24 protein-coding genes and 1 tRNA gene are annotated in these 23,707 nt (G+C 68.9%); 13 read left to right on the plus strand and 12 right to left on the minus strand.

The features are described 5' to 3' along the window. Positions 1 to 112: 112 nt before the first annotated feature. The 4 genes from OHS59_RS23750 to OHS59_RS23765 all read left to right on the plus strand — a co-directional run bounded on the left by OHS59_RS23750 (position 113) and on the right by OHS59_RS23765 (position 4,191). Positions 113 to 1,357, plus strand: coding sequence for a ThiF family adenylyltransferase (locus tag OHS59_RS23750; RefSeq protein WP_328495420.1), 1,245 nt, complete (start codon positions 113 to 115; stop codon positions 1,355 to 1,357). Then, on the plus strand, positions 1,354 to 1,959 hold the full coding sequence (locus OHS59_RS23755) for a GNAT family N-acetyltransferase (protein WP_328495421.1): 606 nt from the start codon (positions 1,354 to 1,356) through the stop codon (positions 1,957 to 1,959). Before OHS59_RS23750 ends, OHS59_RS23755 begins: the two co-directional genes overlap by 4 nt. 341 nt (positions 1,960 to 2,300) lie before the next feature. Further along, the gene (locus tag OHS59_RS23760) at positions 2,301 to 2,663 is read left to right on the plus strand and encodes a hypothetical protein (protein WP_328495422.1); all 363 of its coding nucleotides are present in this window, start codon (positions 2,301 to 2,303) and stop codon (positions 2,661 to 2,663) included. A gap of 208 nt (positions 2,664 to 2,871) precedes the next feature. After that, positions 2,872 to 4,191 (plus strand): phosphatase PAP2 family protein, encoded by a 1,320-nt coding sequence (locus OHS59_RS23765; protein ID WP_328495423.1) that lies wholly within the window; start codon positions 2,872 to 2,874, stop codon positions 4,189 to 4,191. Between the two features lie 107 nt (positions 4,192 to 4,298). On the opposite strand, the gene OHS59_RS23770 is transcribed toward OHS59_RS23765, so the two are convergent. The 4 genes from OHS59_RS23770 to OHS59_RS23785 all read right to left on the minus strand — a co-directional run bounded on the left by OHS59_RS23770 (position 4,299) and on the right by OHS59_RS23785 (position 7,745). Further along, a complete protein-coding gene (locus OHS59_RS23770; RefSeq protein WP_328495424.1) occupies positions 4,299 to 5,213 on the minus strand; it encodes a peptidoglycan-binding protein in 915 nt (304 codons plus the stop codon). Between the two features lie 163 nt (positions 5,214 to 5,376). After that, positions 5,377 to 6,057 (minus strand): DUF4232 domain-containing protein, encoded by a 681-nt coding sequence (locus OHS59_RS23775; RefSeq protein WP_328495425.1) that lies wholly within the window; start codon positions 6,055 to 6,057, stop codon positions 5,377 to 5,379. Between the two features lie 177 nt (positions 6,058 to 6,234). Further along, entirely contained in the window at positions 6,235 to 6,792 is a 558-nt protein-coding gene (locus tag OHS59_RS23780) for a DUF4232 domain-containing protein (RefSeq protein WP_328495426.1), read from the minus strand. Positions 6,793 to 7,088: 296 nt separating this feature from the next. Next, positions 7,089 to 7,745 (minus strand): M15 family metallopeptidase, encoded by a 657-nt coding sequence (locus OHS59_RS23785; protein WP_328495427.1) that lies wholly within the window; start codon positions 7,743 to 7,745, stop codon positions 7,089 to 7,091. A 264-nt stretch (positions 7,746 to 8,009) separates the two neighbouring features. Here OHS59_RS23785 and OHS59_RS23790 point away from each other — a divergent pair, with 264 nt between their 5' ends. Further along, complete coding sequence (locus OHS59_RS23790) at positions 8,010 to 10,652, plus strand: hypothetical protein (protein WP_328495428.1); 2,643 nt, start codon at positions 8,010 to 8,012, stop codon at positions 10,650 to 10,652. An 86-nt stretch (positions 10,653 to 10,738) separates the two neighbouring features. Here OHS59_RS23790 and OHS59_RS23795 read toward each other — a convergent pair whose 3' ends face one another. Beyond that, positions 10,739 to 11,494 (minus strand): polysaccharide deacetylase family protein, encoded by a 756-nt coding sequence (locus OHS59_RS23795; RefSeq protein ID WP_328495429.1) that lies wholly within the window; start codon positions 11,492 to 11,494, stop codon positions 10,739 to 10,741. 481 nt (positions 11,495 to 11,975) lie between these two features. Next, complete coding sequence (locus OHS59_RS23800; RefSeq protein WP_328495430.1) at positions 11,976 to 12,236, minus strand: hypothetical protein; 261 nt, start codon at positions 12,234 to 12,236, stop codon at positions 11,976 to 11,978. 384 nt (positions 12,237 to 12,620) lie between these two features. On the opposite strand from OHS59_RS23800, the gene OHS59_RS23805 reads away from it, so the two are divergent. After that, positions 12,621 to 13,061, plus strand: coding sequence for a VOC family protein (locus tag OHS59_RS23805; RefSeq protein ID WP_328495431.1), 441 nt, complete (start codon positions 12,621 to 12,623; stop codon positions 13,059 to 13,061). A gap of 34 nt (positions 13,062 to 13,095) precedes the next feature. Here OHS59_RS23805 and OHS59_RS23810 read toward each other — a convergent pair whose 3' ends face one another. Together OHS59_RS23810 and OHS59_RS23815 are read right to left on the minus strand one after the other, a co-directional pair. Further along, on the minus strand, positions 13,096 to 13,311 hold the full coding sequence (locus tag OHS59_RS23810) for a hypothetical protein (protein WP_328495432.1): 216 nt from the start codon (positions 13,309 to 13,311) through the stop codon (positions 13,096 to 13,098). A gap of 466 nt (positions 13,312 to 13,777) precedes the next feature. Then, the gene (locus tag OHS59_RS23815; RefSeq protein WP_328495433.1) at positions 13,778 to 14,347 is read right to left on the minus strand and encodes a TetR/AcrR family transcriptional regulator; all 570 of its coding nucleotides are present in this window, start codon (positions 14,345 to 14,347) and stop codon (positions 13,778 to 13,780) included. Between the two features lie 81 nt (positions 14,348 to 14,428). On the opposite strand from OHS59_RS23815, the gene OHS59_RS23820 reads away from it, so the two are divergent. Next, positions 14,429 to 15,349 carry an NADP-dependent oxidoreductase gene (locus tag OHS59_RS23820; RefSeq protein ID WP_328495434.1) on the plus strand — a complete coding sequence of 307 codons (921 nt, stop codon included), beginning with the start codon at positions 14,429 to 14,431 and terminating at the stop codon, positions 15,347 to 15,349. A gap of 132 nt (positions 15,350 to 15,481) precedes the next feature. Here the strand turns inward: OHS59_RS23820 and OHS59_RS23825 are convergent, their stop codons facing one another. Both OHS59_RS23825 and OHS59_RS23830 read right to left on the minus strand, forming a co-directional pair. Next, entirely contained in the window at positions 15,482 to 16,531 is a 1,050-nt protein-coding gene (locus tag OHS59_RS23825; RefSeq protein WP_328495435.1) for a DUF6215 domain-containing protein, read from the minus strand. 678 nt (positions 16,532 to 17,209) lie between these two features. After that, positions 17,210 to 17,473 (minus strand): hypothetical protein, encoded by a 264-nt coding sequence (locus tag OHS59_RS23830; protein WP_328495436.1) that lies wholly within the window; start codon positions 17,471 to 17,473, stop codon positions 17,210 to 17,212. 321 nt (positions 17,474 to 17,794) lie between these two features. Here OHS59_RS23830 and OHS59_RS23835 point away from each other — a divergent pair, with 321 nt between their 5' ends. From OHS59_RS23835 to OHS59_RS23855, 5 genes are all read left to right on the plus strand, one after another. Then, a complete protein-coding gene (locus OHS59_RS23835; protein ID WP_328495437.1) occupies positions 17,795 to 18,148 on the plus strand; it encodes a hypothetical protein in 354 nt (117 codons plus the stop codon). Continuing rightward, positions 18,145 to 18,468: a hypothetical protein gene (locus tag OHS59_RS23840; RefSeq protein WP_328495438.1), complete on the plus strand. Its 324-nt coding sequence runs from the start codon at positions 18,145 to 18,147 to the stop codon at positions 18,466 to 18,468. Before OHS59_RS23835 ends, OHS59_RS23840 begins: the two co-directional genes overlap by 4 nt. After that, positions 18,465 to 18,938 (plus strand): hypothetical protein, encoded by a 474-nt coding sequence (locus OHS59_RS23845; RefSeq protein ID WP_328495439.1) that lies wholly within the window; start codon positions 18,465 to 18,467, stop codon positions 18,936 to 18,938. The genes OHS59_RS23840 and OHS59_RS23845 overlap by 4 nt, the downstream gene beginning before the upstream one ends. A 302-nt stretch (positions 18,939 to 19,240) precedes the next feature. Continuing rightward, positions 19,241 to 19,501 carry a CopG family transcriptional regulator gene (locus OHS59_RS23850; protein ID WP_318325042.1) on the plus strand — a complete coding sequence of 87 codons (261 nt, stop codon included), beginning with the start codon at positions 19,241 to 19,243 and terminating at the stop codon, positions 19,499 to 19,501. Next, positions 19,498 to 19,941 (plus strand): PIN domain-containing protein, encoded by a 444-nt coding sequence (locus OHS59_RS23855; protein ID WP_328495440.1) that lies wholly within the window; start codon positions 19,498 to 19,500, stop codon positions 19,939 to 19,941. The genes OHS59_RS23850 and OHS59_RS23855 overlap by 4 nt, the downstream gene beginning before the upstream one ends. 532 nt (positions 19,942 to 20,473) lie before the next feature. On the opposite strand, the gene OHS59_RS23860 is transcribed toward OHS59_RS23855, so the two are convergent. Then, positions 20,474 to 20,623, minus strand: a complete 150-nt coding sequence (locus OHS59_RS23860; protein ID WP_328495441.1) for a hypothetical protein — start codon at positions 20,621 to 20,623, stop codon at positions 20,474 to 20,476. A 247-nt stretch (positions 20,624 to 20,870) separates the two neighbouring features. Here OHS59_RS23860 and OHS59_RS23865 point away from each other — a divergent pair, with 247 nt between their 5' ends. Then, a complete protein-coding gene (locus OHS59_RS23865) occupies positions 20,871 to 23,201 on the plus strand; it encodes a hypothetical protein (RefSeq protein WP_328495442.1) in 2,331 nt (776 codons plus the stop codon). A gap of 153 nt (positions 23,202 to 23,354) precedes the next feature. Here the strand turns inward: OHS59_RS23865 and OHS59_RS23870 are convergent. Continuing rightward, positions 23,355 to 23,428, minus strand: a tRNA-Gly gene (locus tag OHS59_RS23870). Positions 23,429 to 23,707: the final 279 nt, after the last annotated feature.

Genomic DNA, 23,707 nt, shown 5'->3' on the forward strand with positions numbered 1-23,707 from the left:
AACTTCCCGCCTCGTGATTCATACAGTTATCGCGGATATCGCTCCTGATGAGCCCGTATGGCCGTTTCCCGGGCCGGCCCCTCTGCCGCAGGACGTGTACCGGCCCGTCCTGATGCGTCCCACGGAGCCCGAGGAGGAGGCGGCCCTCGTCGCGCTGCTGGAATCGGGTGCCGTACGTGAGGTCCACGACCGTATCGACGACCAGTTGGCGGAGCTGGTCGGCTGTCTGCGGCCGGGCGATTCGCTGGACGCGCGGGACCTGGCGGCCGTCGTCACCGAGTTGTGCGGCGGCATTCCGCGAAGGCGGTACGGCACCTGGGTCCACTACCCGTGGTCGGGGCGGCTGGTGCACGTCCTGCCGGCCGACGAGTTCCGCCTGGTCCGGACCGACCGCAACCGGGACAAGATCACCCGGGCCGAACAGCTGACGCTGCTCGGGCGCCGTATCGGCGTACTGGGCCTGTCGGTGGGCAACAGCGCGGCGCTCACGTGTGCCATGGAGGGCGTAGGAGGATCGTTCCGGCTGGCGGACTTCGACCGGCTGGGCCTGTCCAACCTCAACCGGCTGCGCGCCGGGATCCACGACCTCGGAGTGGAGAAGACCGTGCTGTGCGCACGGCAGTTGTACGAGATCGACCCCTACCTCGATGTCGAGATCTTCCGTGCGGGGGTGACGGAGGAGACCGTCGGTGACTTCTTCGACGGCGTTCCCGGCACGGCTTCGGGTACGGCTTCCGGCGCGGCTCCGGACGGGGCTTCCGGCTCCGGGCTCGATCTGCTCGTCGAGGAGTGCGACACCCTCTGGGCGAAGTTCGCCGCCCGCGAGCACGCCCGCGCCCGCCGCGTCCCCGTCCTGATGGACGCCAACGACCGCGGTCTGCTGGACGTGGAGCGCTTCGACGAGGAGCCGGACCGGCCCCTCTTCCACGGCCGGGCGGGTACGAGCACCGCGCAGGACGTCCGGGGCCTCGACGCCGCCGGTGCGCGCGCACTCCTGCTGCGGATCGTGGACGAGAGCAGGCTCAGCCCGGCCATGACCGACGCCCTCGGCCGGATCGGCCGCACCCTGTCCAGCTGGCCGCAGCTGGCGAGCGGCGTCATGCTCGGCGGAGCCCTGGTCGCCGACACCGCCCGGCGCGTCCTGCTGGGCGCGCCCGTGCCGTCGGGCCGCTACTACGTGGACCTGGAAGCCCTGGTCGGCGCCGAGGAGCCCGCCTCTGGCGCGGCCGGGCAACCCGTCACCGCACTGCCCCTCCCCGGGCGACCCGGCACGGCGCAGCCCCTCCCGGGGCAACCCACTTCCGTCGGCGCACGGCAGCCCCGCCCCCTCGGAGCCGCGTTCGGAGACGCGTCATGACGCATCTCCCCGAACTGCACGGCGAGCACCTGTGGCTGCGTGAACTGCGGGCCACCGACCTCGCCCCCTTCGAACGGATCCACACCCACCGCGTCCTGACCCGCTACCTCGGTATCGACCGCATGGACGCCCGGCAGGCACAGGACGCCTTCGCGCAGTGCCTGGCCCAGCCCTACACCCACCCGCGCCGCAAGCACACCCTCGCCGTCTGCGCGCCGGGCGACGACACCGTGGTCGGAACCATGGGCCTGCTCGTCGAGGAGTACGGCAGCAACGCGATGCTCACCTCGCTCGTCCTGCTGCCCGACTCGCCCGTCCGCGGCCACGGCCACGAAGCCGGCCGCCTGCTGATGGCCTACGGCTTCGGCACCCTCGGCCTGCACCGGATCTGGGCCGGCCACCGCGCCGACCACACCCGGATGAGCGAGGTCATGCGCGCCGCCGGCCTGCACCCCGAGGCCACCTTGCGGGAGCTGTTCCACACCCAGGGCACCTGGCACGACGTCACCACGTACGCCGCCCTGGCCCCGGAGTGGTGCCGTTCGGCCACCCCCGCCGAACAGGCCATCCTCGCCGACGGCGGCAGGCTCCTGCCCGTCTGACCGGCACCAGCCGCACTCCGTCGTGCCCGTCGTGTGCGTCGTGGCGGGAGCCGGGTCCAGCCGCCCGGCGCCCGACCGGAATGCCGGTCGGGCGCCGGGCAGTGACGCCGCCAGCGCCGGGCAGTGACGCCGCCAGCGCCGGGCAGTGACGCCGCCAGGTCCCGGCCGGCGCGCGCCCGCACGGCCCCCGGGCCGGACACCGCGACACCGTCCGCCAACACCGCGTCGAGCTGGGTAAGCCTCCTGACTTCTTCGGCAAGGACCCTGGTGCCGGTCGGGACCTGCGCGTAAGTGCGTACGTGGCCTCCCGGGCAGGGGTGGCGGACGGGCAAGATGTCCTCATGACAAAGCTGCCAGTACGGCCGGCCCGGCGAAGCTCCTCGGGCTCGGTGCTGTCGTTGTGGTCGCAGGACTCCGTGCTGTCGATCGGCTCGGTGGGCTCGGTGCTGTCCGTGGGCTCCGTGGGTTCGGCCCTGTCGGTCGCCTCGATCGGAAGCGCCCTGTCGGCCGGCTCGATCGGCTCGTCCCTGTCGCTGATCTCGACCGGCTCATGGCTGAGTACGGGATCGCTGTTCTCCGCGCAGTCGCGGTGGTCGGTGCTGTCGTGGCGCTCGACCGGCGGGTTCCTGGCGGTGGGAGCGGTGGGAGCGGCCGCCGGCGGGGCACTGCTGGCGGCACGGCTGCTGCACAGGGCCGAAGGGTGAGGGCGGAACCCCAACCGCGCTCCCTCCGTCTTCCCCTGCTGAGAGGCCCGTCGGGGTGACGACCGACATCGACCGCGAACCCTGACCCTGCCCGTATCTAGCAAATCGACTGAAGAACTTGAAACATATAAAACCGCAGGTCTTCGCACGAATAGACCGCAGTACGGTGTCCGCCGCATGGCGTCGACGACGGGTGAGACTCTGGGCCGTGGTGGGTGCGGCGGCCCTCGGCTTCATGATCATGCTGGAGATCGCCGCGCGCCACTACGGCCTGCCGGGGCCGATGACCAACCAGGTGCGAGAGGTGATATTCGCCCCCAAGTCGGGCGGGCTGCTGTACGCGAGCATGGCGCTGACGCTGGTGGTGCTCCCCTGGCGGCAACGGTTCGTCGCGATCGGTGCCGCGCTCGGTGTCGACGCCGTCTTCTGGCTGGTCCGATGGGCGGCCGACGTGAAGGTGACCGACGGCCACCCCTTCGGCAACGGCGCGTTGTGGGTGATCCTGGGCTGTGCCGTCGTCGCCCTCACCCGCCGCACCGGCCCGGACCGGGTTCTGCTGCTGAAGGGCGTCGGGCTGGGCCTGCTGCTGGTGGTGGGCCGCAAGACCGGCGACACCTGGCTGCTGATCACCTCCAAGACGCGCCCCATGGTGCTCGACCAGTACATGGCGACCGCCGACCACGCGCTGGGCAACCTCTCCTGGCCGATGGGCAGGCTGGTCACCGCCACCGGCGCGATCGGCTTCAACTTCCTCGACTTCGTCTACGGCCAGCTCGCGGTGGCCGCGGTCGTCGTCGCGCTCTACCAACTGCGCAACGTGGCGGCCGAACGCCGCTTCCCCGGCCATCACCTGGTGCGTACCTTCCTGCTGGTGGGCCTCCTCGGGCCGGCCATCTACATGATCTTCCCGGTGGTCGGACCGGTGTTCGCCTTCGGCGACGGCGCCGAGCACTGGACGGCGCTCAGCATGTGGTCGGCCGACGCGCCCCCCAGCGCGCCCTGGGCGGTGGGCGACCTGTGGCCGCAGACGCCGCCGCCGATCGCCGCCCCGCACGCCATGCCGTTCGACGAGGTGACCCCGCGCAACTGCATGCCGAGCCTGCACACGGCATGGGCTGTCACGATCTTCGTCCACTCCCGGAAGGGCCCGCGGGCCATACGGTTCGCGGGTGCGTTCTGGCTGGTCGCGACGCTGGCCGCGACGCTGGGATTCGGCTACCACTACGGCGCCGACCTCGTCGCCGGCGTGGTGTTCGTGCTCACCATCGAGGCAGCCCTGCGCTCGCACGACCGCGGCTGGGACCGATCGGGGATCCGGCTGACGGCCCACGGCGCGACCGTGTTCGCCGCGCTCCTGGTGGCCTACCGCTGGCTGCCGTCGGAGATGGCCGCGTACCCGTGGGCCTACGGACCACTGGTCGTACTGGCGATGGCCTCGGTGATCTACGGCTACGTACGGACCACGACGTCGTGGGAGCCGAAGGCCGCACCGGCCCGGCAACTGGACCCGCAACCCGAACCGGCCTGAACCCCGGCGCGGACCGGCCTGAGCCCTGGCGTGGGCCGGCCTGCATCCTGGCGTGGATTCTGCCGGAGTCACTCGGACGCGTGCGGCCGACGCACTCCCCGGTGGTCTCAGGAGAACAGCAGCCGCCAGGTCAGCGGTCCGGGGATGCCGTCGGCGTCGCCGCGCAGTTCCTTCCGTGACTTCTGGAAGTCCCGCACGTTCAGCCGGTCCGCCTCGCCCCAGGTCCTGCTCGGGCCGACCTTGTAGTGGTCACCGAAGCCGCGCTTCACCAACTGCTTGCCGAGCTGCAGCACGTACGCGTTCGAGGCGCCGGCCGCGAAGTACTTGCGTCCGGGGAACGCGGGGACCGCCGGCTTGGTGGGGGTCGTCCCCGGGGTGTCGTCGTCCACGTCCAGGTCGGCCTTCGCGTGCTTGATGATCCTGGCGAAATCGATCGCGCCGGGGTCGCCATGCGTGTTCTCGGGCACGTGCATGTGCCCGCAGACCCCCTTGAAGGCGTTCCACTTGGCGCCCGTGAACCGCTGGCCACCACCGTTCGCGTACGAGGAGGGGTAGGCGGGCCACGCCTTCGGGCCGGACAGGGGGACGCCGTGTTCCTCGTGCATCCAGGCCAGGAAGCGGGCAACCCCTTCGAGGGCCCAGTCGGGCGCGTCCGGCCAGTAGATGTGCGCCTGGCCCGCGGCCTTCCACTTGGCGTGCGTCTTCGGGTCGCAGGTGCCGACCAGCTCGACCTGGCACACGTTCAGGGTGTTCGTCTCGACACCGCCCCGCAGGTTCACCAGTGCGCGGGAGGAGGTCTCGATGTCGAAGTGCTGGTACCACTTCAGCTTCTTGGCGGCGAGGTCGGGGACCGCGGTCAGGTTCGGTGCGCTGGAGCCGCCGCCGTAACCGGGCAGGGAGGAACCCTCCGTGGTGTGCAGGACGACGACATTGACCTGCATCGGGTCGCCGCCGAAGTCGTCCTGGTACCAGTTGGCCCGGCTTGCGGAGGGATAGCGCTGGGGTCCTGTCTTGGTGCTCATCACTGACTCCTGGTTCGAATACGTCCGTTGAATCCTCTGAACCCTCTGAATCCTCTACATCTTCGAAGAACGGCCGTCACGGCACATCGACTCAGCACAACAGGGCCCGGATCAGTGACCTGGGCCCTGCGGTTGTGAGTCGATGTGCCGTGACCGGGTCCGTTCAGCCGCTGAAGGGAACGGCGTCGGTCGGGGAGGTGTGCCAGTTGGTGACGATCGGCTTGTCGACGGTGAAGGCGTCGACCGGCAGGCTGACCGGCTCGGGGTCCTCGTTGCCGATGGCGACGATGATGTGCTCCAGCTCCTTGCCGCCGTCCGTGTTGGTGGTCTTCGGGTTCACCCCGGCGTAGGCGGCGGTGCTCCCGCTCAGCTTGATCTGCTCGCCGACGGACTGCTCCGCGGGACCCGCCTCGGTGCCGTCGGACCCGAACGCCACGGTCGGCAGCGCGGCGGGCAGGTAGCAGGTGATCCCCGACTTCGCCTTCGCGATGATCAGGATGTAGCCGCCGGCCTGGCTCTCGGACCTGGTGCTCCAGGCGATGTCGTTGGCGCCACAGGTCTGTTCGACCTTCTCCCGCGTGCCGTCACCGGTGTCGACGCCGGAACCGTCCGCGCCCTCGGTCCCCTCGCTCGCGTCGGTTCCCTTGCCCGGGGCCTGGTCACTGCCCGGGGTCGACGTACCGGACGGGCTGCCCGCGTCTCCCGTCGAACCCGCGGAGGAGGAAGGCTTCTTCCCGGCGCCGGTGTCCGAGTCCTTGTCCGTGTCCTGGCACGCGGTCATCAGCAGGGCGCTGCCCACGACGACGGCGGAGACGAGGAAGGCCTTACGACGGTTGCCAGACATGAAGTTCCTTTTTATGGACGGGAGTTGAGCCGACGTCGAGGCCGCTCGACAGCGGCCTCGCGGTGCTCGCTTGATCACTATGAGGGTGCTGAGGGCTGAAGGGATCCCGCCGCCGTCGTTCCAGGACAGCGCTGTCACGGAGTGGTGACATGGCCACGGCGGATGGCGGGATCCGGGCTACCAGACGAGGGCGTCCGCCGCGTTGTCCTGCCAGTACGTGACGGCGGCGGCGCTGTTGAAGAAGAGACCGCCGCCCGGCAGCTTCAGGCTCTTCTCCGTGGCGGTCGCGTTGCCCTTCTTGTCGGTGAAGAGCACACCGAGGGTCGTCACCTGGCTGCCGCCCTCGCCGTCGGGGGAGTACGCCGAGATGCCGGCGTACGCGGACTGGCCGGGCTCCAGCATCAGCACGGACTGCGGAGTGCTCTCCTCGACCCACCGCAGCGGGGCCTGGGCGTCGGCGCCGGCCCGCAGGAAGGGGGCGCTGTAGGCGTAGCAGGGCTTGGCACCGGTGTTGGTGGCCTTGAGCAGCAGGTGGTTGATCGGGCGGGACACCGTGGACACGGTCAGCTTGGTGTTCGCCGCCGTGCAGGTGACGACCGGGGACGCCTTCGTGGCGGTGGCGGCGGACGCGGCCCCGGCGGCCTGGAATCCGACGAGCGCGAGGGCGGCGACCACCACGGAGGCGGCGGCGGTACGGGAGACGAGACGACGGGTGGTGCTACGAGTGCTGCGCATGGCTGAACTGCTTTCTGCGAGTACGGATTTCTCCGAGTGCGGACTGCGTGGGGCGCGGTCGAGCACGCCGAAGCCACGCCACACGAAGGGAAGTCGAGGGCGGCCGATCACCGTGTACGGCTCTCCGGCGACGCGCCCTGCTGATGACCCCACCTTGCGGCATGCACCGCCCCATCGGCTGTTCCACCGGAGATCTTGGGACGCTGGAATGCGAGAACGGCCTTTGACCTGCAGAAACGCGACAGGCCTGGAACGCCGGACGGGACGGGGGAGGGGCGGTGAGGGGTGGGGGCCGTTCAGCCGAGTTCCCTGGGCCCGTAGCGGGCGACCGCCGCGCCGGTTTCCAAGGCCCAGTAGCGGTCTCCGTAGGACCAGTGCCACCACTCCGTGGGGTAGTTGACCAGCCCGACGGCGGTGAGCGCGGAACTCAGGATGTCCCGATGGGAGCGGGCCTCGGCGCTGATGTCGCCGGCCTGCGTGTAACAGGCCCCGGCGCTCTCCTCCGGAGTGGCGTTCATAGGCGTGCCCATGTCGAGCTCGCGCCCCTCGTCGTCAGCGAGCGTCAGATCGACGGCCGCCCCGGCACTGTGCGGTGCTGTCTCGGGCGGGGACACGTAACGGCTGGCTGCCGAGCGGACCTGTTCGGCCGACCACTGCGGTTGTCCGGCACGCAACTGGGCGGCGTAGTCGTCGAAGTAGCGACGCTGGAGGGACGGCGGGCGATAACCCTCGACGAACAACAGCCGCAGGCCGGTGGGCAGTTGTTCCTGTGCTTCGAGGAGCCGGTCGAGCACCCCGCCCCGCAGATACGCGAAGGCACCGGCGGAGTCGTGCAACTTCCGCTCGTCGACCAGCAGAAGGCGGCCCCGGCGGACATCCACGAGCGCCTCACCGCACTCCTCGACGGGCACGGCCGCGACGCGCGGGTCGGACATCAGAACAATCTCAGACATGCCGAGATCTTCCCGCGGGCCCACGCCTTCCGGGGGCGGGCTGGATCCGGGGTTTGACGGCCGCTTCTCTCAAGGCGGGCAGGGCGGCGCGGCAACTCGTGAGCCGCCGGGGAAACCGGGCAACCTCCGTACCGCTGCCAACCCCGCTGCCTGCACAGGGATATCCAGCCGACGATGTCAGCACCGCCCTTTAGAGTGTGCTGATCGTCGCCCGTGACACATGTGCCGGGGACGGTCTCAGGGGAGACAGGCAGGGGGTAATCGATGTCCGATTTTCATGTGCGCCGGTTTCGAAGACGCACCACGGTGGGGCTGGGCGGAGCGGCACTGGGCGCCACGATGTTGCTCGCCCCCACGCCCGCGCCCGCGGTGACGGCGGCGGACAGCGGGCGGGCCACGGTGGGAGTGGTCTCACCGGTGGAGGACGAGGGCAACGGCGGTGCACCCGGCACCGGGCGGAGTGCCGGGATGGGGGACGCCGGACGCGTCGAACTCGTCGACGGACGTGACGTCCGGGTGACGGCGGACGCGGAAGGCTCCGCGCGGGCGACTCGCTACTCCGTGGCGTCACTGAACGGCACGGTGTCCGTACGACCGGCGGGGAAGTCCGCCTCGGACGGCACGACCGCGAAGCTGCCGCTGACGACGACGGGAGCCGGTGACACACACCGTGCGTCCACGACGGCGAAGGCGAAAGCCGGCACCACCGCGGCCGCGGCCTCGTACTCGGTCAAGCTGAGCATCACGCACGCCGACGTCAACTCGAAGCTGTTCTACGTATGGAACCGCAAGACCTGGACGTCGTACGCCGTCAACAGCGACACCGCGGGCGCCTCGTCCACCGTGAAGCTGCCGCCGGGTGACTACTTCTCCGTCGCGCTGCATAACGACTGGCAGGAGCCGAGCTACCTGCTCACCAGCAGCTTCACGGTCGGTTCGGCGGCGAAGACGGTCAGCTTCGACCAGCGCGCGGCCAAGGAGACCGCGATCCGCACCGACGACACCACCGCCACCCGCCAGGCGTCGGCCGTGTGGATCAGCGTCCCGGGCGGCGGCCTCGCGGGCTTCGCGGGCTCGGGCGCCGACAAGGTGTACGTCACTCCGTTCTCGGTGAGCGGCGTCTCGCTGCGCCTGCACGAGCTGCTCGGGAAGACCGGCGCCTCGGTGAGCGCGCCCAGCCCCTACCGCTACGACCTCACGCACAGCTTCACCACCACCGTGCCCGCCTCGCCCGTGAAGACGGTCCGTACGTCATCGCTGGCGAAGACCGTCACACAGGTGGCGGGCCAGGGCACGCGGACGACGGCCACCCTGCAGAGCGTCCCGTCCTTCGGCGAGTGGACGGGCGTCTACATCGGTTCCGCGGTGCCGACCGCCGGCTCGATCACCGAGTACGCCACCCCGGGCATCACCTACGGCCGCCTGCTGTCCTACGGGACGGGCGAGTTGACCCTCGACCTCCCGGACCGCACGCTGTCCGCCGGGACCGGCGCGGGCGAGACCGTGGGCGCGGCACCCGCGCAGCCGCTCCGCCGCGAGTACGGCGGCTCGCAGCGCAACTCCGGCAAGGTCTGGCTGTACGAGCCGCACACCTTCGGTGACACCGCCGGCCACACGGGCACCGACGGCCGCGCGACGTACTCGTACAAGCTCAGCTCCTCCGACGGTGTCACCTACGCGCAGGCCGAGGGCCTCGACGCCTACGACACGCTGTCGTCGGCCGCACTGCCGTCGCCGCAGAGGACGTACACCCTCGACCAGAAGGTGCACCGCAAGGTCGCGTACTCCCGGCTGTCGACGGACGTACGCAGCGAATGGACGTTCCGCTCGGACTACACGGAGAGCGGCGAACTCCCGCTGATCGACACCGAGTTGGATGTGCCGGGGCTGGACAGCCTGGGCCGCGCGAGTGCCGGTCCGGTACGGGTCGACGTGAGCGCGACCACCCGCGACACGGACGCGGCGGAGGCGAACACCAGGGTCACCGGGCTCGCCTACTCCACGGACGACGGCGCGACCTGGACGGACGCGGCCGTCACGGCGGACGGCTCGACGGACAGTGGCTCGGCGAACAGCGGCTCGGCGACGGTCGACGTCCCCGCGACCGCTTCCTTCGTCTCCCTGCGGGTCACCGCCGCCGACGACCGGGGCGGCGTCCTGCGACGCACCATCTCCCGGGCGTTCGCGGGTCCGGCCCCGCAGGGTGACGAGACGGTGGGGTCGACCCGTATCTCGAACGTCGTGGTGAACGGGGGCAAGGCGGTCGAACTGACCGACGCGCCGCTGCAGGAGTTCACGGCGAAGTTCACCGCCACCGACCCGTCGGGCATCGCGGGCGGAGACATGTACCTCTACAAGGGGTCGTACGACAGCCCCGACGCCGTCATCCACGGCGCATGCTCCGCGACCTGCACCAAGGCCGACGCGACGACCTCCACCTGCGAGACGCAGTTCGCGTACATCGAGCCGCGCTGGACCCTGGGGCGCAACTCCCTCGCCGGTACGTGGAAGGTGGCCGCCTGGGCGGAGTCCGCGGACGGTACGGGTCACGTCGACCTGCACGCGGCCAAGACCGCGCCCGTCCTGCGTGACGCGAAGCTGACGGCCAACGCGTCTCCCGAGCCGGTGACCAAGGGCAAGACCCTCACCATCACCGGCAAGCTGTCCCGGGCGGACTGGGAGGCGCTCGGCGGCTACCACGCCTACGCAGGCCAGAAGGCCAAGCTGCAGTTCAAGAAGAAGGGGACGTCCACGTACACGACCGTGAAGACGGTCACCGCCAACAGCTCCGGAAACCTGAAGACGACGGTGAAGGCGTCCACGGACGGCTACTGGCGCTACAGCTTCGCCGCGACGTCCACCACCGCGGCGGCCAACGCGCCGGGCGACTACGCGGACGTCCGCTGATGGCTTCTTACATCCGCTGACGTCACAGTCCCTGCCGCAGGGATGCGGCAGGGACTGGGCAGGGGCGGGGCAGGAGCGGGGGCGGTTCAGCGCACCGGGAACCCGAAGGAGCGACCCTGCTCCTTGAGCTGGGGGAGGATCCGGCGCAGGGCCTCGACGGTCTGGGAGCGGTCGCCGCCCGCGTCGTGGAAGAGGAGCGTCGGCCCCTCGGGCAGCTCCCGCTCGACGGTGGCGACGATGGCCTCCGTGCCCGGCCGCTCGAAGTCCTTGGTGTCGACGTTCCAGCCCAGCGGGCGCATCCCGCGGGAGGCGGCGAGCTTGCGGCTGTACGGGGTGAAGGCACCGCCGGGGGCCCGGTAGTACATCGGCCGTACGCCCCCGGAAGCCTTGGTGATCATGCGTTCGGCGTCGAGGATCTGCTTCGACTGATAGGCCTGGGACTGCTTGTCCATGGTGGTGTCGTGCGACACCGAGTGGTCGCACAGCCGGTGCCCGGCCGCGACGACCTCCTTCACGAGGTCCGGGTGGGCCTGCGCCTGCGTCCCGACCATGCAGAACGTGGCCTTGACCTCGTACTCCTTCAGTACGTCGAGCATCTGAGGCGTCCACACGGGGTCGGGGCCGTCGTCGATGGTGATGTTGACGCCGCGCGCCCCCTTGTCGGAGGCGTGCACGATGCTCACCGCGACCGGCTTGACGTCCGGCGTGACCGACGCGGTCTCCTTCGACGTCTGACCGGCCTGCGCGGTCCACATCGAGGTGCCGCCGGCGAGCAACGCCACTCCGAGCGCCGCGCCGAGCACCTTGCCGTGCCAACCCCGCCCGCCACTGTGCCGCGCCATGTCCGCCCCGCTTTCCCGCAGTTACTCGCCGATGCCCCGGTCAACTCGCGACCAGCTGAACAGTACGAGGCAGAGGGGCCATCGGATTGGTTCGTTACGGATCAAGGACAATCCCGGTGAAGTTCCCGGACAACGGAACGAGCGGCGGCCGCACTTGGGCCCCTCTCCCCGCCCCCGCCTCCCCCGCCCCGCACCGGAATCGACGCGCGCCCCCACCGGGACGGCCCTGTCCGGACGCCTATGGGGCAGCCCGGCCGGCGCCGGTTACGTACTCGTCCTGACGGTGGCGGCCGTACTCACGACCGTCCTCCTCCGGACAGTCCTGAGGGCTGACGGCACCGCACAACTCCTCCCCTGACGACACGAGGGCGTCGAAGCCGCGGCATCCTGAGACAACACCTCGGGGTTCGTTCCGGCACCGACGGGGTTCGGGCCGTACGGCATCGCATCCAGGGCCGCTGCAGGCCTGGCACGAGCCTGCTCACGGGGCCGGCTTCACCACGTGGCCCAAGGCGATGAGGCCGATTCCGACCACTGTCAACGACAGATGCTCGAACCCGCCGAGCAGGACGAGCAGAACACCCGCGCCCCAGAGTCTCGGCTGCCGGACGTGGCGCGGCAGCCATCGGCCCGGCATCCGTCCTATGAGCAGGCCATGCAGGCCGAGAACGACACACGCGAGCAGGAGTGCCCCGCCCAGGAGGATCAGCGGCAGAAGGAGGACCGCGAGCGCTGCTGACATGGTCGTCTCCCCCGGGCGGCCTGGTTGCCTCGTTCCCTGCACGGAAGTCTGGCATGTCCGTTGCGGACAGGGCCGGTTGGCCCGCTGCGCCCCGAACCGACCCGGGTGGGGGCGCCGCCTCGGGGCCTCCGAGCCTCGGGGCCTCGGGCTAATGCCGTTTGCCCAGCCGGCCACCGTGCCGCTTGGATACGTCGCCGGGCGGTCCACGGGCGCCGAACGCGGCGGATCGGCGCCTTCGGCACACATCCGACTCCGCCGAGCGAGATTTTTCGGAGTTCGAAGTTCGGAGTTCGGCGGTCCGCGGATGTCGAGAACGTGCCACCGGCTCCGTCCCAGGGACATCAGCGGCCACCACCGGCCGCACGAGGAGAAGGAGAGACCAGCATGGCGATTCAGCGGATGGACAACGTCGGCATCGTCGTCGAGGACCTGGACGCAGCCATCGCGTTCTTCGTGGAACTCGGTATGGAGCTGGAGGGCAGGGCGGAGGTCGAGGGCCTCGTCGCGGACCAGTGCACCGGCCTCGACGGTGTCCACTGCGACATCGCGATGGTCCGGACCCCGGACGGCCACAGCCGGCTGGAGCTGGCGAGGTACCGCAGCCCCGAGGCGATCAGCGACGGGCCGCGCAACCGGCCGCACAACATCCTGGGTACGCACCGCGTCATGTTCGCCGTCGACGACATCAAGGACACGGTTGCCCGCCTGCGCCCGCACGGCGCCGAACTCGTCGGCGAGATCGCCCGCTTCGAGGACAGCTACCTGCTCTGCTACCTCCGCGGCCCGGAGGGCATCATCGTCGGCCTGGCCGAGCAACTGCGCTGAGAGCACGGGGCGATGCGGCTTCTTCCCATGGCGCCTACGGGCGCGGTTGCCGGCTTGCGAGTCGGTAGATCAAGTAGGTGAGGGCCAGGATGACGTCCACCGCCACCCAGAATCCAACCACGATGCCCACGCCGATCGTGGTTCCGACGTCTCCCGCGTCCTCGCACAGCTTCAGGCTGTCGCCTGTCAGGCCCTCGCATCCCTCGGAACTGCCACTACCGGTGGCGATTCCCGTGATCACCCAGATCAAGAACAGGACCTGTACCGCCAGGAAGACCCAGAGAAAGACGCGGTGCCGTCGTCTTGGAGGGGGCGCCGTCTGTTCCTGGTAAGGGGCCCGGTCGAGCGGGGGCGATGGAGGCGACGGGGGAGTCGGCGTTTGCCCTGGTTCGGTGGCCGGAGCGTACGGGGGCGGGGGTGGGGGTGGGGGCAGGGTCGGAGGTGCCGGGGATATCGGCGTCGACGCGTCGGTAGTTCTCGGATCCCAAGCCCACTGAGGTGCTTGAGGTGCCTGTGGTGCCTGTGGTGTCTTGGGACGCCGGATGGGGTGGAGTTTGCTCATGATCCCGGCCTCCTCGGCGCGGCTGTCTCCATCGTGCGCCTCGGGTGCTGTCATCGCATGCCGACCGGCACACGTGACCGGGGCGGTGGCAGCCCGCGCCGAGCATGATCAGCACAACGGTCGCCGACCAACGAGTCGCCGCCTGGAGAGGCCCCTACACGGCCGGGACAGCGGCTTGCACTTCGCTGAGGGTCTGCCGGGCGAGGTCGCCGTACTCGTCGGTGTTGTCCACCTCGCTCCACCGCTCGTAGGTGACCTTCAGGGCGAGCGCGAACAGCTCCGCGGCCACGCGGGCGGTGAGGACGGGGACCCCGCGGCGCACCAGGGCCCGGGCGATGGAAGCGGTGAGGCTGATGCCCTTCAGGGCTTCGCGCTCCTGAAGGTCGGGATGGGCCTCGATCACCGCCCGCCGCCGGACGCTGAACGCGTGGTGGGCGGGCGTGAAGACGGTCCCTCCGAGCGCGTCGATGCCGAGTGCGACCGCTTCGAGGGGAGTGGCCCCGGCGGGCGCTTCCGCGATCGCGGCGACGACCGGCCCGGTGAGCGCGTCCTCGCCGAAGAGCACCTCCCGCTTGTCCTGGAAGTGCCGGAAGAAGGTGCTCTTGGCGAGCCCGGCGCGCTGCGCGATGTCGAGCACGGTCGTGTCGTCGTAACCGCGCTCCGCGAACAGTTCGAGGGCGGCGTGAGCGAGCCGTCGTGATGCGTCGGGTTCCCAGCGAGCCATGAACACAGCTTACGGGACTTGGTCTCGTCACGGTGTACGTTGATGGGACCAAGTCTCATCACTCACTCCTGGAGGCACACCATGAGCCGAGCCGTCATGTACGAAACCTTCGGAGGCCCCGAGGTACTGGAACTGCGCGAGGTGCCGGAGCCGCACGCGGGGGCAGGCGAGGTCCGCGTCCGGGTGGCCGCCGTCGGCCTCAACCCCATGGACTGGGTCCTCGCCGCCATGCCGGAGATGGCGCAGCGGTTCGGCATCACCCTGCCGTCCCGCTTCGCCACCGACTTCGCCGGCACCGTGGACGAGGTCGGCGACGGAGTATCCGGCTTCGCCGTGGGCGACCGTGTCCACGGCGCCGCGACGGGCCGGGCCGCTGCCGACCTGGTGGTGGTCGACCCCTCCGGGGCGGACACACTCCGTCGCACCCCGCCGGAGATCGGCGACGAGGTGGCCGCCACCCTCACGATTGCGGGAATGACGGCCTCGGCGGCGCTGACGGCGGTCGGTGTGAAGGCCGGCGACACCGTCCTGATCGGGGGCGCGGCGGGCGGAGTGGGCGTGTTCGCCGTCCAGCTTGCCGAGCTCGCGGGCGCCCGGGTGATCGGAACCGCGTCCGAGGGCACCTTCGACTTCCTGCGACAACTCGGCGCCGAACCCGTCACCTACGGCCCCGGCCTGGCAGACCGTGTGCGCGCGGCGGCCCCCGACGGCGTCAGCGCGGCGACCGACCTGTTCGGCACGGAAGCGGCCGAAGCGGCGCTGGTACTCGGCGTCCCTCCGGAGCGGATCTCGACGATCGCGGCCCCCACCCCTCCCGAGGGCGTGCACGCTACCGGAGGCGCCGACGCGCAGCCGGAGGACCTGCAACGGATCACGGACGCCATCGTCGCCGGGACCCTGACGGTGCCGATCGCCGCGACCTTCCCCATCGACCGGATCCGGGAAGCCGTACAACTGCAGGCGGGCCGCCGCGTACACGGAAAGATCGTGGTCACTCTCTGACGCAAGGCCCTCTGCCGGGCAGCGGGGGTGCCCCTCGCGAGGCAGCTCGATCGGGCCGGGAAACGGATTCCACTACTCCGCTTTATCGGAGAAGTGCCGCTGTGCGACGCCCGGTCCTCATTCGCAGGGCCGCTAGGCAGACCGTTCGGGGATCCTCGGAAGAACCTTCTCGGCGATGTCGAGCAGAGCGCTGTCGTCCGGGAGGGTTCCGGGCTTGCTCCAGACGGTGATGTCGCAGTAGCCGCCTCGGTCACTGCGGTCCAGGGCCACGGTCAGCGTCCTGGCCAGGGGGCCTTCTTCGACCGGTCCGCCGGATCCGCCGCTCCCGAGGTCGATCTCCAGCTTCATGGTGTGATCCGAGGAGAGGACCGCGGGCCGGCCGAGAACCGTGAGCGTCCTGACGTCCGTCTCGTTCCCGTACTTCATCAGATTCACGTACTGGTCGGTCGTCAGCTCGTTGTAAGTGGCCGACACATTCACGGTGTACGTGTCGAACGTGACCGAGGCCTCCGGCTGGGCGACCTTCTCGTCAGTCAGAGGAGCGGTGTTGTTGGTGCTGGAAACGGTGGTCGCGGTCTCTCCGGGCGTTCCGAGGAGCTGGGCCAGGCCGGGCCGGTTGACCGCCTCGCACAGTTCTTCACCGGTCACGGGGTGGGGTGTGCCCTTGTAGGCCTTCGGAAGCTCCTCGTGTGTCCCGTCCGAACACGAGGCGGGTTGCGAGGCGTTGTCGTCGGACGGCATCAGGTGTGGGGCCGCCCAGAGCGCGACCGCGAGCGCCCCGAACAAGGCCACGGCCGCGAAGGCCTGGCCCCATGCGTTGGGCTCCTTTTCCGGAGTGGCCGGGCCTGGCCCCGGCGCGGCTCCGGCCCCGGCCCGGGGCTCGGCCACAACCACGGCCTGGGTCTGGGCCTGGGTCTGGGCCTGGGCCTGGACGGCGGCATCGACTGCCGCCCCGTCCGCGGAGGTTGTCGGACCCAGGTTCCGGCGTGCGCGCAGGGCCCGGACCACCGCGTGGACCCGTATCGCGGTGAACACGAGGAACACCGCCCCGAGACCGGCCGCGACCCGATCGTGATCGTGGACGGCGAGATACGTGATGCGCACGCCGAGGACGGATCCGACCACGATGAGCAGGGGCTCGCGGACCCAGAACGGCAGGAGACGGAGGAGGAGACCTGGCATCCGGCGATCCCATCAGGGCAAGATCACTTCCGCTGTGATGGAAGCCATAGTTCCGCCCACGGGAAGGGCCCGCCGGAGCAGTCGCTTGTCCAGCAGCACTTGATCAGCGACCGCGTCCGGGCCATCGCCGACGGCTGATGGGCGGCCGAACTCCGGAGGCGGACGTTGCCCGAAAGGCCGTCGTTTCAGTTCAAGGTTCTGGCCGCTTCTCCGCGCATGACGGAGGGCCTGTCGCACGTGACGCCGCTCAGCCGACGGCGGCGGTGATTGGCGAGGAAAACAAAAGGCCCGGGTCGATGACCTGGGCCTTTGTCATGGAGCGGGTGACGAGAATCGAACTCGCACTCTCAGCTTGGGAAGCTACGGCGCTTGGGCGGGGACTATGCCTCTGACCTGGGCATACAACATCTCCTTGGGTCGTTGCGCGGGCTGGGTTGCGCCGCTGTTGACCGCTGCTTTCCGCTCTTAAGGGCACGCTATGGGCACGAAGCTCCAAGGAGGGTCCTTGGCCTGCCTGTAGCCCCGGCAGGCATGTGGGTAGGGCAATGCTGAGGTGCACCGTGATGCGGCGTTGCGGCAGCACATGTCCTGCCCGGGAGCCCTCAGAATAAGACGCTGCCGGGGAGGTCCGGTCTGCTTGGCGCCGAGGACGCTGGATCTGCGCCTTCTTCGGAGGTTTCAAGTCCCCTTCAGCTCATCGGGGTCCAGCGGCACGTCATCGAGGATCTCCACCGTCCACGTCTCCTGCAAGCGGTCCTCGTTGCCGGGGGCTGTCCGGTCCGGAAGCGTGTTCATCACGTTGCTGATCCGAACGCCGAAACCGAGATGAGCTGCGGATTGGGCAAGCTCGTAAGCCTCCTTCAGCTCACCGATCATCATCAGCTGCTTGATCACCGGCGGGTCGGTTACGTATCCGTCCACGTCTTGACGTTCTTCCCCCACTGCCTCTCCTGCCAGCTCTGATCAGTTGAAAGTCCTGGCCGCCAGGGTGGCTGAGCGGCGACGACACGTACGGACGATGGTCGTGCTTGGGCGAGATTCGATCGTTTGGTGACTGGAAATTGCAGAGGTGTCCGCATTGAAGCGGCGCATTGTATGCGGCTCTCACCTAGAGGTAACCGGCTTCCCGGTGTGGCTCCCCTCGAACGAGGCATCCACCTCGACCGTGCCTGACGGGACGTCTATCAAGACAGGGGAGCTCAGCGGCGGTTCGTATCCCCGCCACGAGATCACAGCCCTTTGCCCATTTCGAGGAGGCGCAGCATGCCGGAGACGGCAGCAACAATCGACGACGCCAGGCGCACGGAGTCCCAGGGTGCGCAAGAGCAGCGGGTGGTCGGCGGAGTTCTCGCGTCGGAGAACGGCAACCCGAACCGCTCGCCTGACGTCACATCCGATCCGGTGACGGACTTCGAGGCCCTCACCACCAAGTACGGCCTCCGCGTGGTGGAGTGGGACATATCTGCCCTGGAGCCCGAACTCCGCGAAGCCTACGTCGCGCATTACCTGGAGCAGAAAGGCGACCGGATCTTCGCCGTCCCCGTCGGCCAGGACCCACGCACCCGTCTTTCAGCCCTCAATCACCTCCTCGCGCACCAGGAGGTGACACCGGTATGACACTTCGTGACACCTCCGTGTGCGTCTATGAGGGCGGCCGCGTCGTCACGGTCCGCTCCGGCAAGACTGGCAAGTACGGACTGTGTGCTTCGTGCGCCGACATCACCGAGCGCACCGACGCCGTCAGCGAGATCATGGAAGGCTTTCGAACCCGCATGCGGGAAGCCGGACGCCTCGACGAGCGCATAGAGGACTTCATCAACGGTGTAATCATCTGCGCGCCGCTGGCGCCGGGCAGCGACCCGTTGGCCTGGATCAGCACCGTCTTCCAACACCTCGCCAAGAGGTGCGGAGTGGAAGCAGAGGTGACAGCAGCATGACGGCACCGCCCGCCGCGCATCTCATTGCCCAACTCAAGGCCAACCACGTCGCTGCTAACGCGGTCGGGCTCGGCAGCGCAGCACTGAACGCCTGGCACGAGACGATGATCGATATCGTCACTGACTCTCCGGATCCGGAGGCCACCATCGGCGCCATCGCTCAGCTCATATCCCGCGAACGCCGCAAGGAACTCGCCTGTCAGCTCTACCGCGACTGCACCGAGACCGGGCAGCACTTCGATCACTGCCGTCACAATCTGAAGGTGGCGGGTAGCGACGAAAACCCGGTTCTAGAGGCCGGCATGGTCGCTCTCTCGGGCGGGGACATGCAGCCGATCGTCTACATCCGCAATGAGGAGTTCGCGGATGCTGTCTCCGTCCGCGCGAAGACCAGCGAGCTGAGGAACCTGCTGGATCAGGTTGATGAGATGGCCGACCGGGTCTTCGCTGACCACGAGGGCCGCTCGTGACGGCGACGACCACGAAGTTCGCCCTTGATACCCGTGATCACGTGAATGCCCGTCCCAGTCTGCGGCGTCGCTCGACATCCCCCGCTGAGCAGCCCAGATCGAACTTTCCCTCGCCGTGGTCCAAGAGATGTCCGGTCGGCTGGAAGCCTCCGCCCGCCGCTGAGGGAACTTGAGGCGTAGAAGGGGCCGAGGCCGGTCGACATCCTGCCACTGCCCGCGCTGAGCCTTGCGGCGCGGTCCAATCGAGGTCCGTGGTTCATTGCTGTAATACATCAATCCAGTACATGGACTACTCTTGGTACATGTCCATGAAGCGTACGAACGTCTATGCCGACCCCGAAGACCTGGCAATCATCAAGGAGGCGGCCAAGCGGAGGGGCATAAGCGAGGCCGAGATCATCCGACAGGGGATCCATCTCGCGGCCATGGCGAACCGAGTCTGGGACGAGCCCCTTTTCTCGCGGACGTTCGAGGGGTCGGGGCGTACGCCGACCAAGGCTGAGGTCCGTGACGCGGTCGCCGATGCGGTCCGCCGCGAGACAGACCCCGGAACCGCCGCGTGATCATCGTCATTGCGGACACGTCCGGCCTTCTGGCCGCTCTCGACTTGACGCACCCGGAACACGGAGCGGCGAACGAGGCGATTATGGCGGCCGGTCTCTTGGTGATGTCCCCGCTCCTGCTGGCGGAACTCGATCACGTGGCCACGCGCGAGTTGGGGCGCGCAGCCGCCGTCAGCGCGATCGATGACCTGCGGCGGTGGATGAGCCGGGGTCGGATCGTCATGCCCGAGATCACGCAAGACCACTTGGGCGCCGCGCAGTCCGTCCGAGTCCGCTACGGCGCGCTCGACCTGGACCTCGCCGACGCGGTGAACGTGGCGCTCGCCGCCGACTACGACACCGACGCGATCCTCACCCTCGACCGGCGGGACTTCCGGGCCGTACGGCCGTTGGGCCGCTACAAGGCGTTCCGGGTACTACCCGACGACCTCCCGCTCTGACACGAGATTCGGCTGTGGCCAAGCGCGCGCACCTGCAAGGGGCTTGGTTCCTGACTGCCGGAGCGTGATACGGGGGCGTGCGGAGCCGTCATGGAACGGCGGGCTGAGTGCTCTCACCGCGCAAACTCCCTTGATGGCCGTATGAAATCGCAGGTCAGCGCCGTGCTGCAACGTGGACGGACTGCACCCGCAAGGCGCTTGTGCCCTCCGCGTGCCCAATCTTCCGGCGCGGGGGTGCGGGCAAACGCCGAAACGACCTATCTATAAACAAGCCCCAGGCCGCTGACCTGGGGCTTCAAGAAGAGCGGGTGACGAGAATCGAACTCGCACTCTCAACTTGGGAAGCTACGGCGCTCACCCAGCCATGTGACCCCTGAGCTGGGCATACGTGACTGAAGCCCGGCTACTGGAATGCTGGACCGCACCGCTGTTGACCGTGACTGGCCGCGCTTATGGGCACGCTATGGGCACGCGGGAAGTTCACCGGCGTCCGGGTGGCGCGCCCCCGGAAGGAGTCGCCCCACACGTCCGGCTAGCTCTTGTGGCTTTCCAGCCAGGCGTTTAGCCAGGCAACCGCTGTGGCGCCGAGTGCCCCGGCGACTCCCAGGACCGCCTGCCGACACAGCCGCTGCCAGAAGGGCGGCGGGGCCTGCTCCTGCTTCGGGACCCCATGTTCGATCATCTGCTAGTTCCTCCTGCGTGCTTCAGTGTTCTCCGTGAGCCGGCTCGGACCCCATCGTGTCGAGGGGCGCTGGTAGCGGGAACCGCTTCGGTGTTGACGTCAGAGGTCGGCAGCGAGACCGGTGTTGCCGACTGCGAGTGGCAACGGCTTCCGGCCGCTGCCGGGATCGGAGGGGGCGATACTGACTGCTGTTGACGGGACGGCGGGTAGAGGCATGGGTACACAGAACGCACTAGGAACGGCGCGCTTGTCACCGCTCAGCGAGGACCTTGTGGCGGAGAAGCGGGCTTTCGTCGAGGACCTACGGATGATCTTCTGCCGTCTCGAAGTGGGTGTCAGGCGTTATGCCGCGCGTCGTCATGTGGACGCCAGCACATTGACCCGCTACCTCAAGGGTGACCGCCTTCCGGCGTGGGACTTCGTCGCCACACTCATCGCCGACCTCCGCGAGGAGGGGGCGTCCCTCACGCTCGAGGCGGAGCAGCGGGTGCGGGAGCTGCACCGCGAGGCGCTGCAGTCGAACAGGCCAGCCAGTAAGAAGCAGAAGTTGGAAGACCAACTGGCCCTCGCCGACGAGGAGGCCCGGCGGAAGCAGGCGCACGCCCAGGCGCTGGAGGAGGCGCTGCTGGACCGTATGCAACGGTTGTTGCAGGCAGAGGCCCGCTGCCGTGACCTGGCCATCGGACTCGACCAGCAGGCACAGGCGCACCGAGCCGAACTCGACCTGTGGCAGGGCGAGTACGACCAGCTCGGACGTGAGTGCGACGACCTCCAGCAGGAGATCACCTACCTAAAGGAGGCACTGGCCGTCACGCAGGCCGAACTGATCGCCGTAGAGGATCAGTGTTGCGTGCTGGAGTCGCAACTGGAGACAGTGCAGGAACTGTGGCAGGAGGCGGCAGTTGTCCCCTCGCTGATGGCGGCGCTGGAGGCCACGGACCGGACCGCGTCCGTGCCCGAACTCGTCAGCGTGGTCAGCGACCTGGAGTCGCGGACCCAGCGTGCCATGGCCAGTGAACTGGTCACGTCCGTCAGCAGGTCCCGGCCGGTCCACGAGGTCGCGGCCCTCCTGGCGGGACTGGACAGAGCGGGACTGGGGGCGCACGCCCAGGCGGCGCTGCCCGTCCTAGTGCTCACCCGCTCGGTCGACGACCTCGGCTGTTTGGCGGTGGAATTGAAACGCTCCAGTCTCATCGACCTCGGCGCCCGGTTGCTGCAGGCATCGGTCCGCCTGCACACGCCGGGGGACACTGCCGCATTTGCGATCGCGCTCCACCATGAACACCTGCCCGAGCACGTCGCCGTACTGCTCGGAGCGTTCCTCGTCACACGCGAGGTGCCCCAGGTACTGGAAGCAGTGGATCTGTTGGCGACCGGTCCAGTGGCCGCCGTGCTCCCCCAGGCCCTGCACGCAGCGGCGTCTGAACGGCCGGTGTCGGACATTGTGGAGATCAGTCACGGGCTGAGAGAGAACGGCTGGCACGGTCTCACCCACGCCCTGCAGGCAGAAGTCGTTTCCGTCCGCCAGGCCACCGATGTCACGGAGCTGATCGACTCGCTCTCGTGTCGCGGACTGCTGGGAGACGCCGACTTCGTGTTCGACAGCGCCCAGTCGCGCAGCAGCGGTCATCTGGTGGCGCTGGTCTCCGCCTTACGCGTGGTGCGGAACCACGCGGCCTCCGCGGCTGTTCTCGAACGCGCTGCACTGACACGCGCGCCCGGTGATGTGGCCACTCTGATCAACGATCTGCATGCGACCGGCAACGGCACGCTCGCGTGCGACGTGCTGATCGTGTCGGCGGCCCGACGCGCCCCGGACGACTTCCTCGCGCTCCTGCGCGCTCTCGACGAGAGACACCGAGAGGTCCACTGGGTGCTGGAACATGCGGCCGGGATGACCAGCCCCAGCGATGCGGCGCGCCTCTTCCGGAGACTGAACGACGTGGCACTGCCCTCTCACGCCGAAACGGTGCTCACCTCCACACTCGAGAACCGGCCCACCGGACACGCCGGACAGTTCCTCAGCATCCTGCACCGCGGCAAAGCAACGGAACTCACGACGGAGGCATTGCTGGAACGCGCCCGCATAACGCCCCCGGCGATGGTCGCCCCGCTGGTCCTGGCGCTCGCCTCGGCCGACCTCCGCAGCCAGCTCGACGCGGTGCTCCGTGGTGGCGGAGCCGAGAGGGACGGAGGCGAGATCGCCATCCTGCTCAAGCAGATCACCCTCGCGGACAGCCCGATCACCCCGCTCCAGGGCCATGTGTTCGACCGTCTGACACATGTGTGCCTCTCCTTGCTGCCGGCCGAGACTCTTGCCAAGCACGTCCTCGCCCTCGAAGAGGCGAACCTCAACGGGCACGCGGCCACTCTCGCCCAGCAAGCGAGTGCCCATCACCGAAGTGTCTTCACGTCAGTGCTGAAGCGGCTGCGGACCAAGGACGAACAGAAGGTGTTCTCCCGCCGATTCTGGATGGCAGAGCACACCACCGGTCTCCAGAGTGGCCGGACGAGCGGTGCGGCCCCGGTGGTACCACCCGCTCGACGAGGGCAGCACAGACGCGATGATGGACGATGACGATGCACTCCCGCCCCGGCGACAGGGGCTGAAGCCGGTACTTCTGGCAATCAGCTAGAGGTGCGACTACGCCTGGTGCGGTTGTGCTGCGGCATCTGCTGACCGGTCTGGACAACAAGCAAACCCCCTAGTCGATGACCTGGGGGTTTCACATGGAGCGGGTGACGAGAATCGAACTCGCACTCTCAGCTTGGGAAGCTGATGTTCTACCACTAAACTACACCCGCGTAAGACGCCGGATACGGGCTGTTCGTGCCGGTGTCGGAAACGCGAATTCACCATACCTCATGCCAGGCCCCCGGTGCTGAAGCCGTGGGGCCCGGGGGCGTTTCGGGGGTTGGACGGGGCTGCGGGCCGCGGGAGTTGGGGCGTACGGTGGAGGAGCTGGAGAGGGGTCGGGCGGGATCGGAGTGCCGCCTGCAGGCCCGTCCCTTTCATCCCGTAATGTGGCTTCCTCTTCAGTCAGACGCGGCTCTTGGGGAAGGGACTCTGAGGACTTGATGGAA

This window comes from Streptomyces sp. NBC_00414 (assembly GCF_036038375.1).
Taxonomy (GTDB): domain Bacteria; phylum Actinomycetota; class Actinomycetes; order Streptomycetales; family Streptomycetaceae; genus Streptomyces.

Bases quoted from the DNA above. Each gene is read 5' to 3' on its own strand.
- OHS59_RS23750 (WP_328495420.1), top strand. From the start codon at position 113: ATGCGTCCCACGGAGCCCGAGGAGGAGGCGGCCCTCGTCGCGCTGCTG.
- OHS59_RS23755 (WP_328495421.1), top strand. From the start codon at position 1,354: ATGACGCATCTCCCCGAACTGCACGGCGAGCACCTGTGGCTGCGTGAA.
- OHS59_RS23760 (WP_328495422.1), top strand. From the start codon at position 2,301: ATGACAAAGCTGCCAGTACGGCCGGCCCGGCGAAGCTCCTCGGGCTCG.
- OHS59_RS23770 (WP_328495424.1), bottom strand. From the start codon at position 5,213: ATGAGCACCAAGACAGGACCCCAGCGCTATCCCTCCGCAAGCCGGGCC.
- OHS59_RS23775 (WP_328495425.1), bottom strand. From the start codon at position 6,057: ATGTCTGGCAACCGTCGTAAGGCCTTCCTCGTCTCCGCCGTCGTCGTG.
- OHS59_RS23780 (WP_328495426.1), bottom strand. From the start codon at position 6,792: ATGCGCAGCACTCGTAGCACCACCCGTCGTCTCGTCTCCCGTACCGCC.
- OHS59_RS23785 (WP_328495427.1), bottom strand. From the start codon at position 7,745: ATGTCTGAGATTGTTCTGATGTCCGACCCGCGCGTCGCGGCCGTGCCC.
- OHS59_RS23790 (WP_328495428.1), top strand. From the start codon at position 8,010: ATGTCCGATTTTCATGTGCGCCGGTTTCGAAGACGCACCACGGTGGGG.
- OHS59_RS23795 (WP_328495429.1), bottom strand. From the start codon at position 11,494: ATGGCGCGGCACAGTGGCGGGCGGGGTTGGCACGGCAAGGTGCTCGGC.
- OHS59_RS23800 (WP_328495430.1), bottom strand. From the start codon at position 12,236: ATGTCAGCAGCGCTCGCGGTCCTCCTTCTGCCGCTGATCCTCCTGGGC.
- OHS59_RS23805 (WP_328495431.1), top strand. From the start codon at position 12,621: ATGGCGATTCAGCGGATGGACAACGTCGGCATCGTCGTCGAGGACCTG.
- OHS59_RS23815 (WP_328495433.1), bottom strand. From the start codon at position 14,347: ATGGCTCGCTGGGAACCCGACGCATCACGACGGCTCGCTCACGCCGCC.
- OHS59_RS23820 (WP_328495434.1), top strand. From the start codon at position 14,429: ATGAGCCGAGCCGTCATGTACGAAACCTTCGGAGGCCCCGAGGTACTG.
- OHS59_RS23825 (WP_328495435.1), bottom strand. From the start codon at position 16,531: ATGCCAGGTCTCCTCCTCCGTCTCCTGCCGTTCTGGGTCCGCGAGCCC.
- OHS59_RS23835 (WP_328495437.1), top strand. From the start codon at position 17,795: ATGCCGGAGACGGCAGCAACAATCGACGACGCCAGGCGCACGGAGTCC.
- OHS59_RS23840 (WP_328495438.1), top strand. From the start codon at position 18,145: ATGACACTTCGTGACACCTCCGTGTGCGTCTATGAGGGCGGCCGCGTC.
- OHS59_RS23845 (WP_328495439.1), top strand. From the start codon at position 18,465: ATGACGGCACCGCCCGCCGCGCATCTCATTGCCCAACTCAAGGCCAAC.
- OHS59_RS23850 (WP_318325042.1), top strand. From the start codon at position 19,241: ATGTCCATGAAGCGTACGAACGTCTATGCCGACCCCGAAGACCTGGCA.
- OHS59_RS23860 (WP_328495441.1), bottom strand. From the start codon at position 20,623: ATGATCGAACATGGGGTCCCGAAGCAGGAGCAGGCCCCGCCGCCCTTC.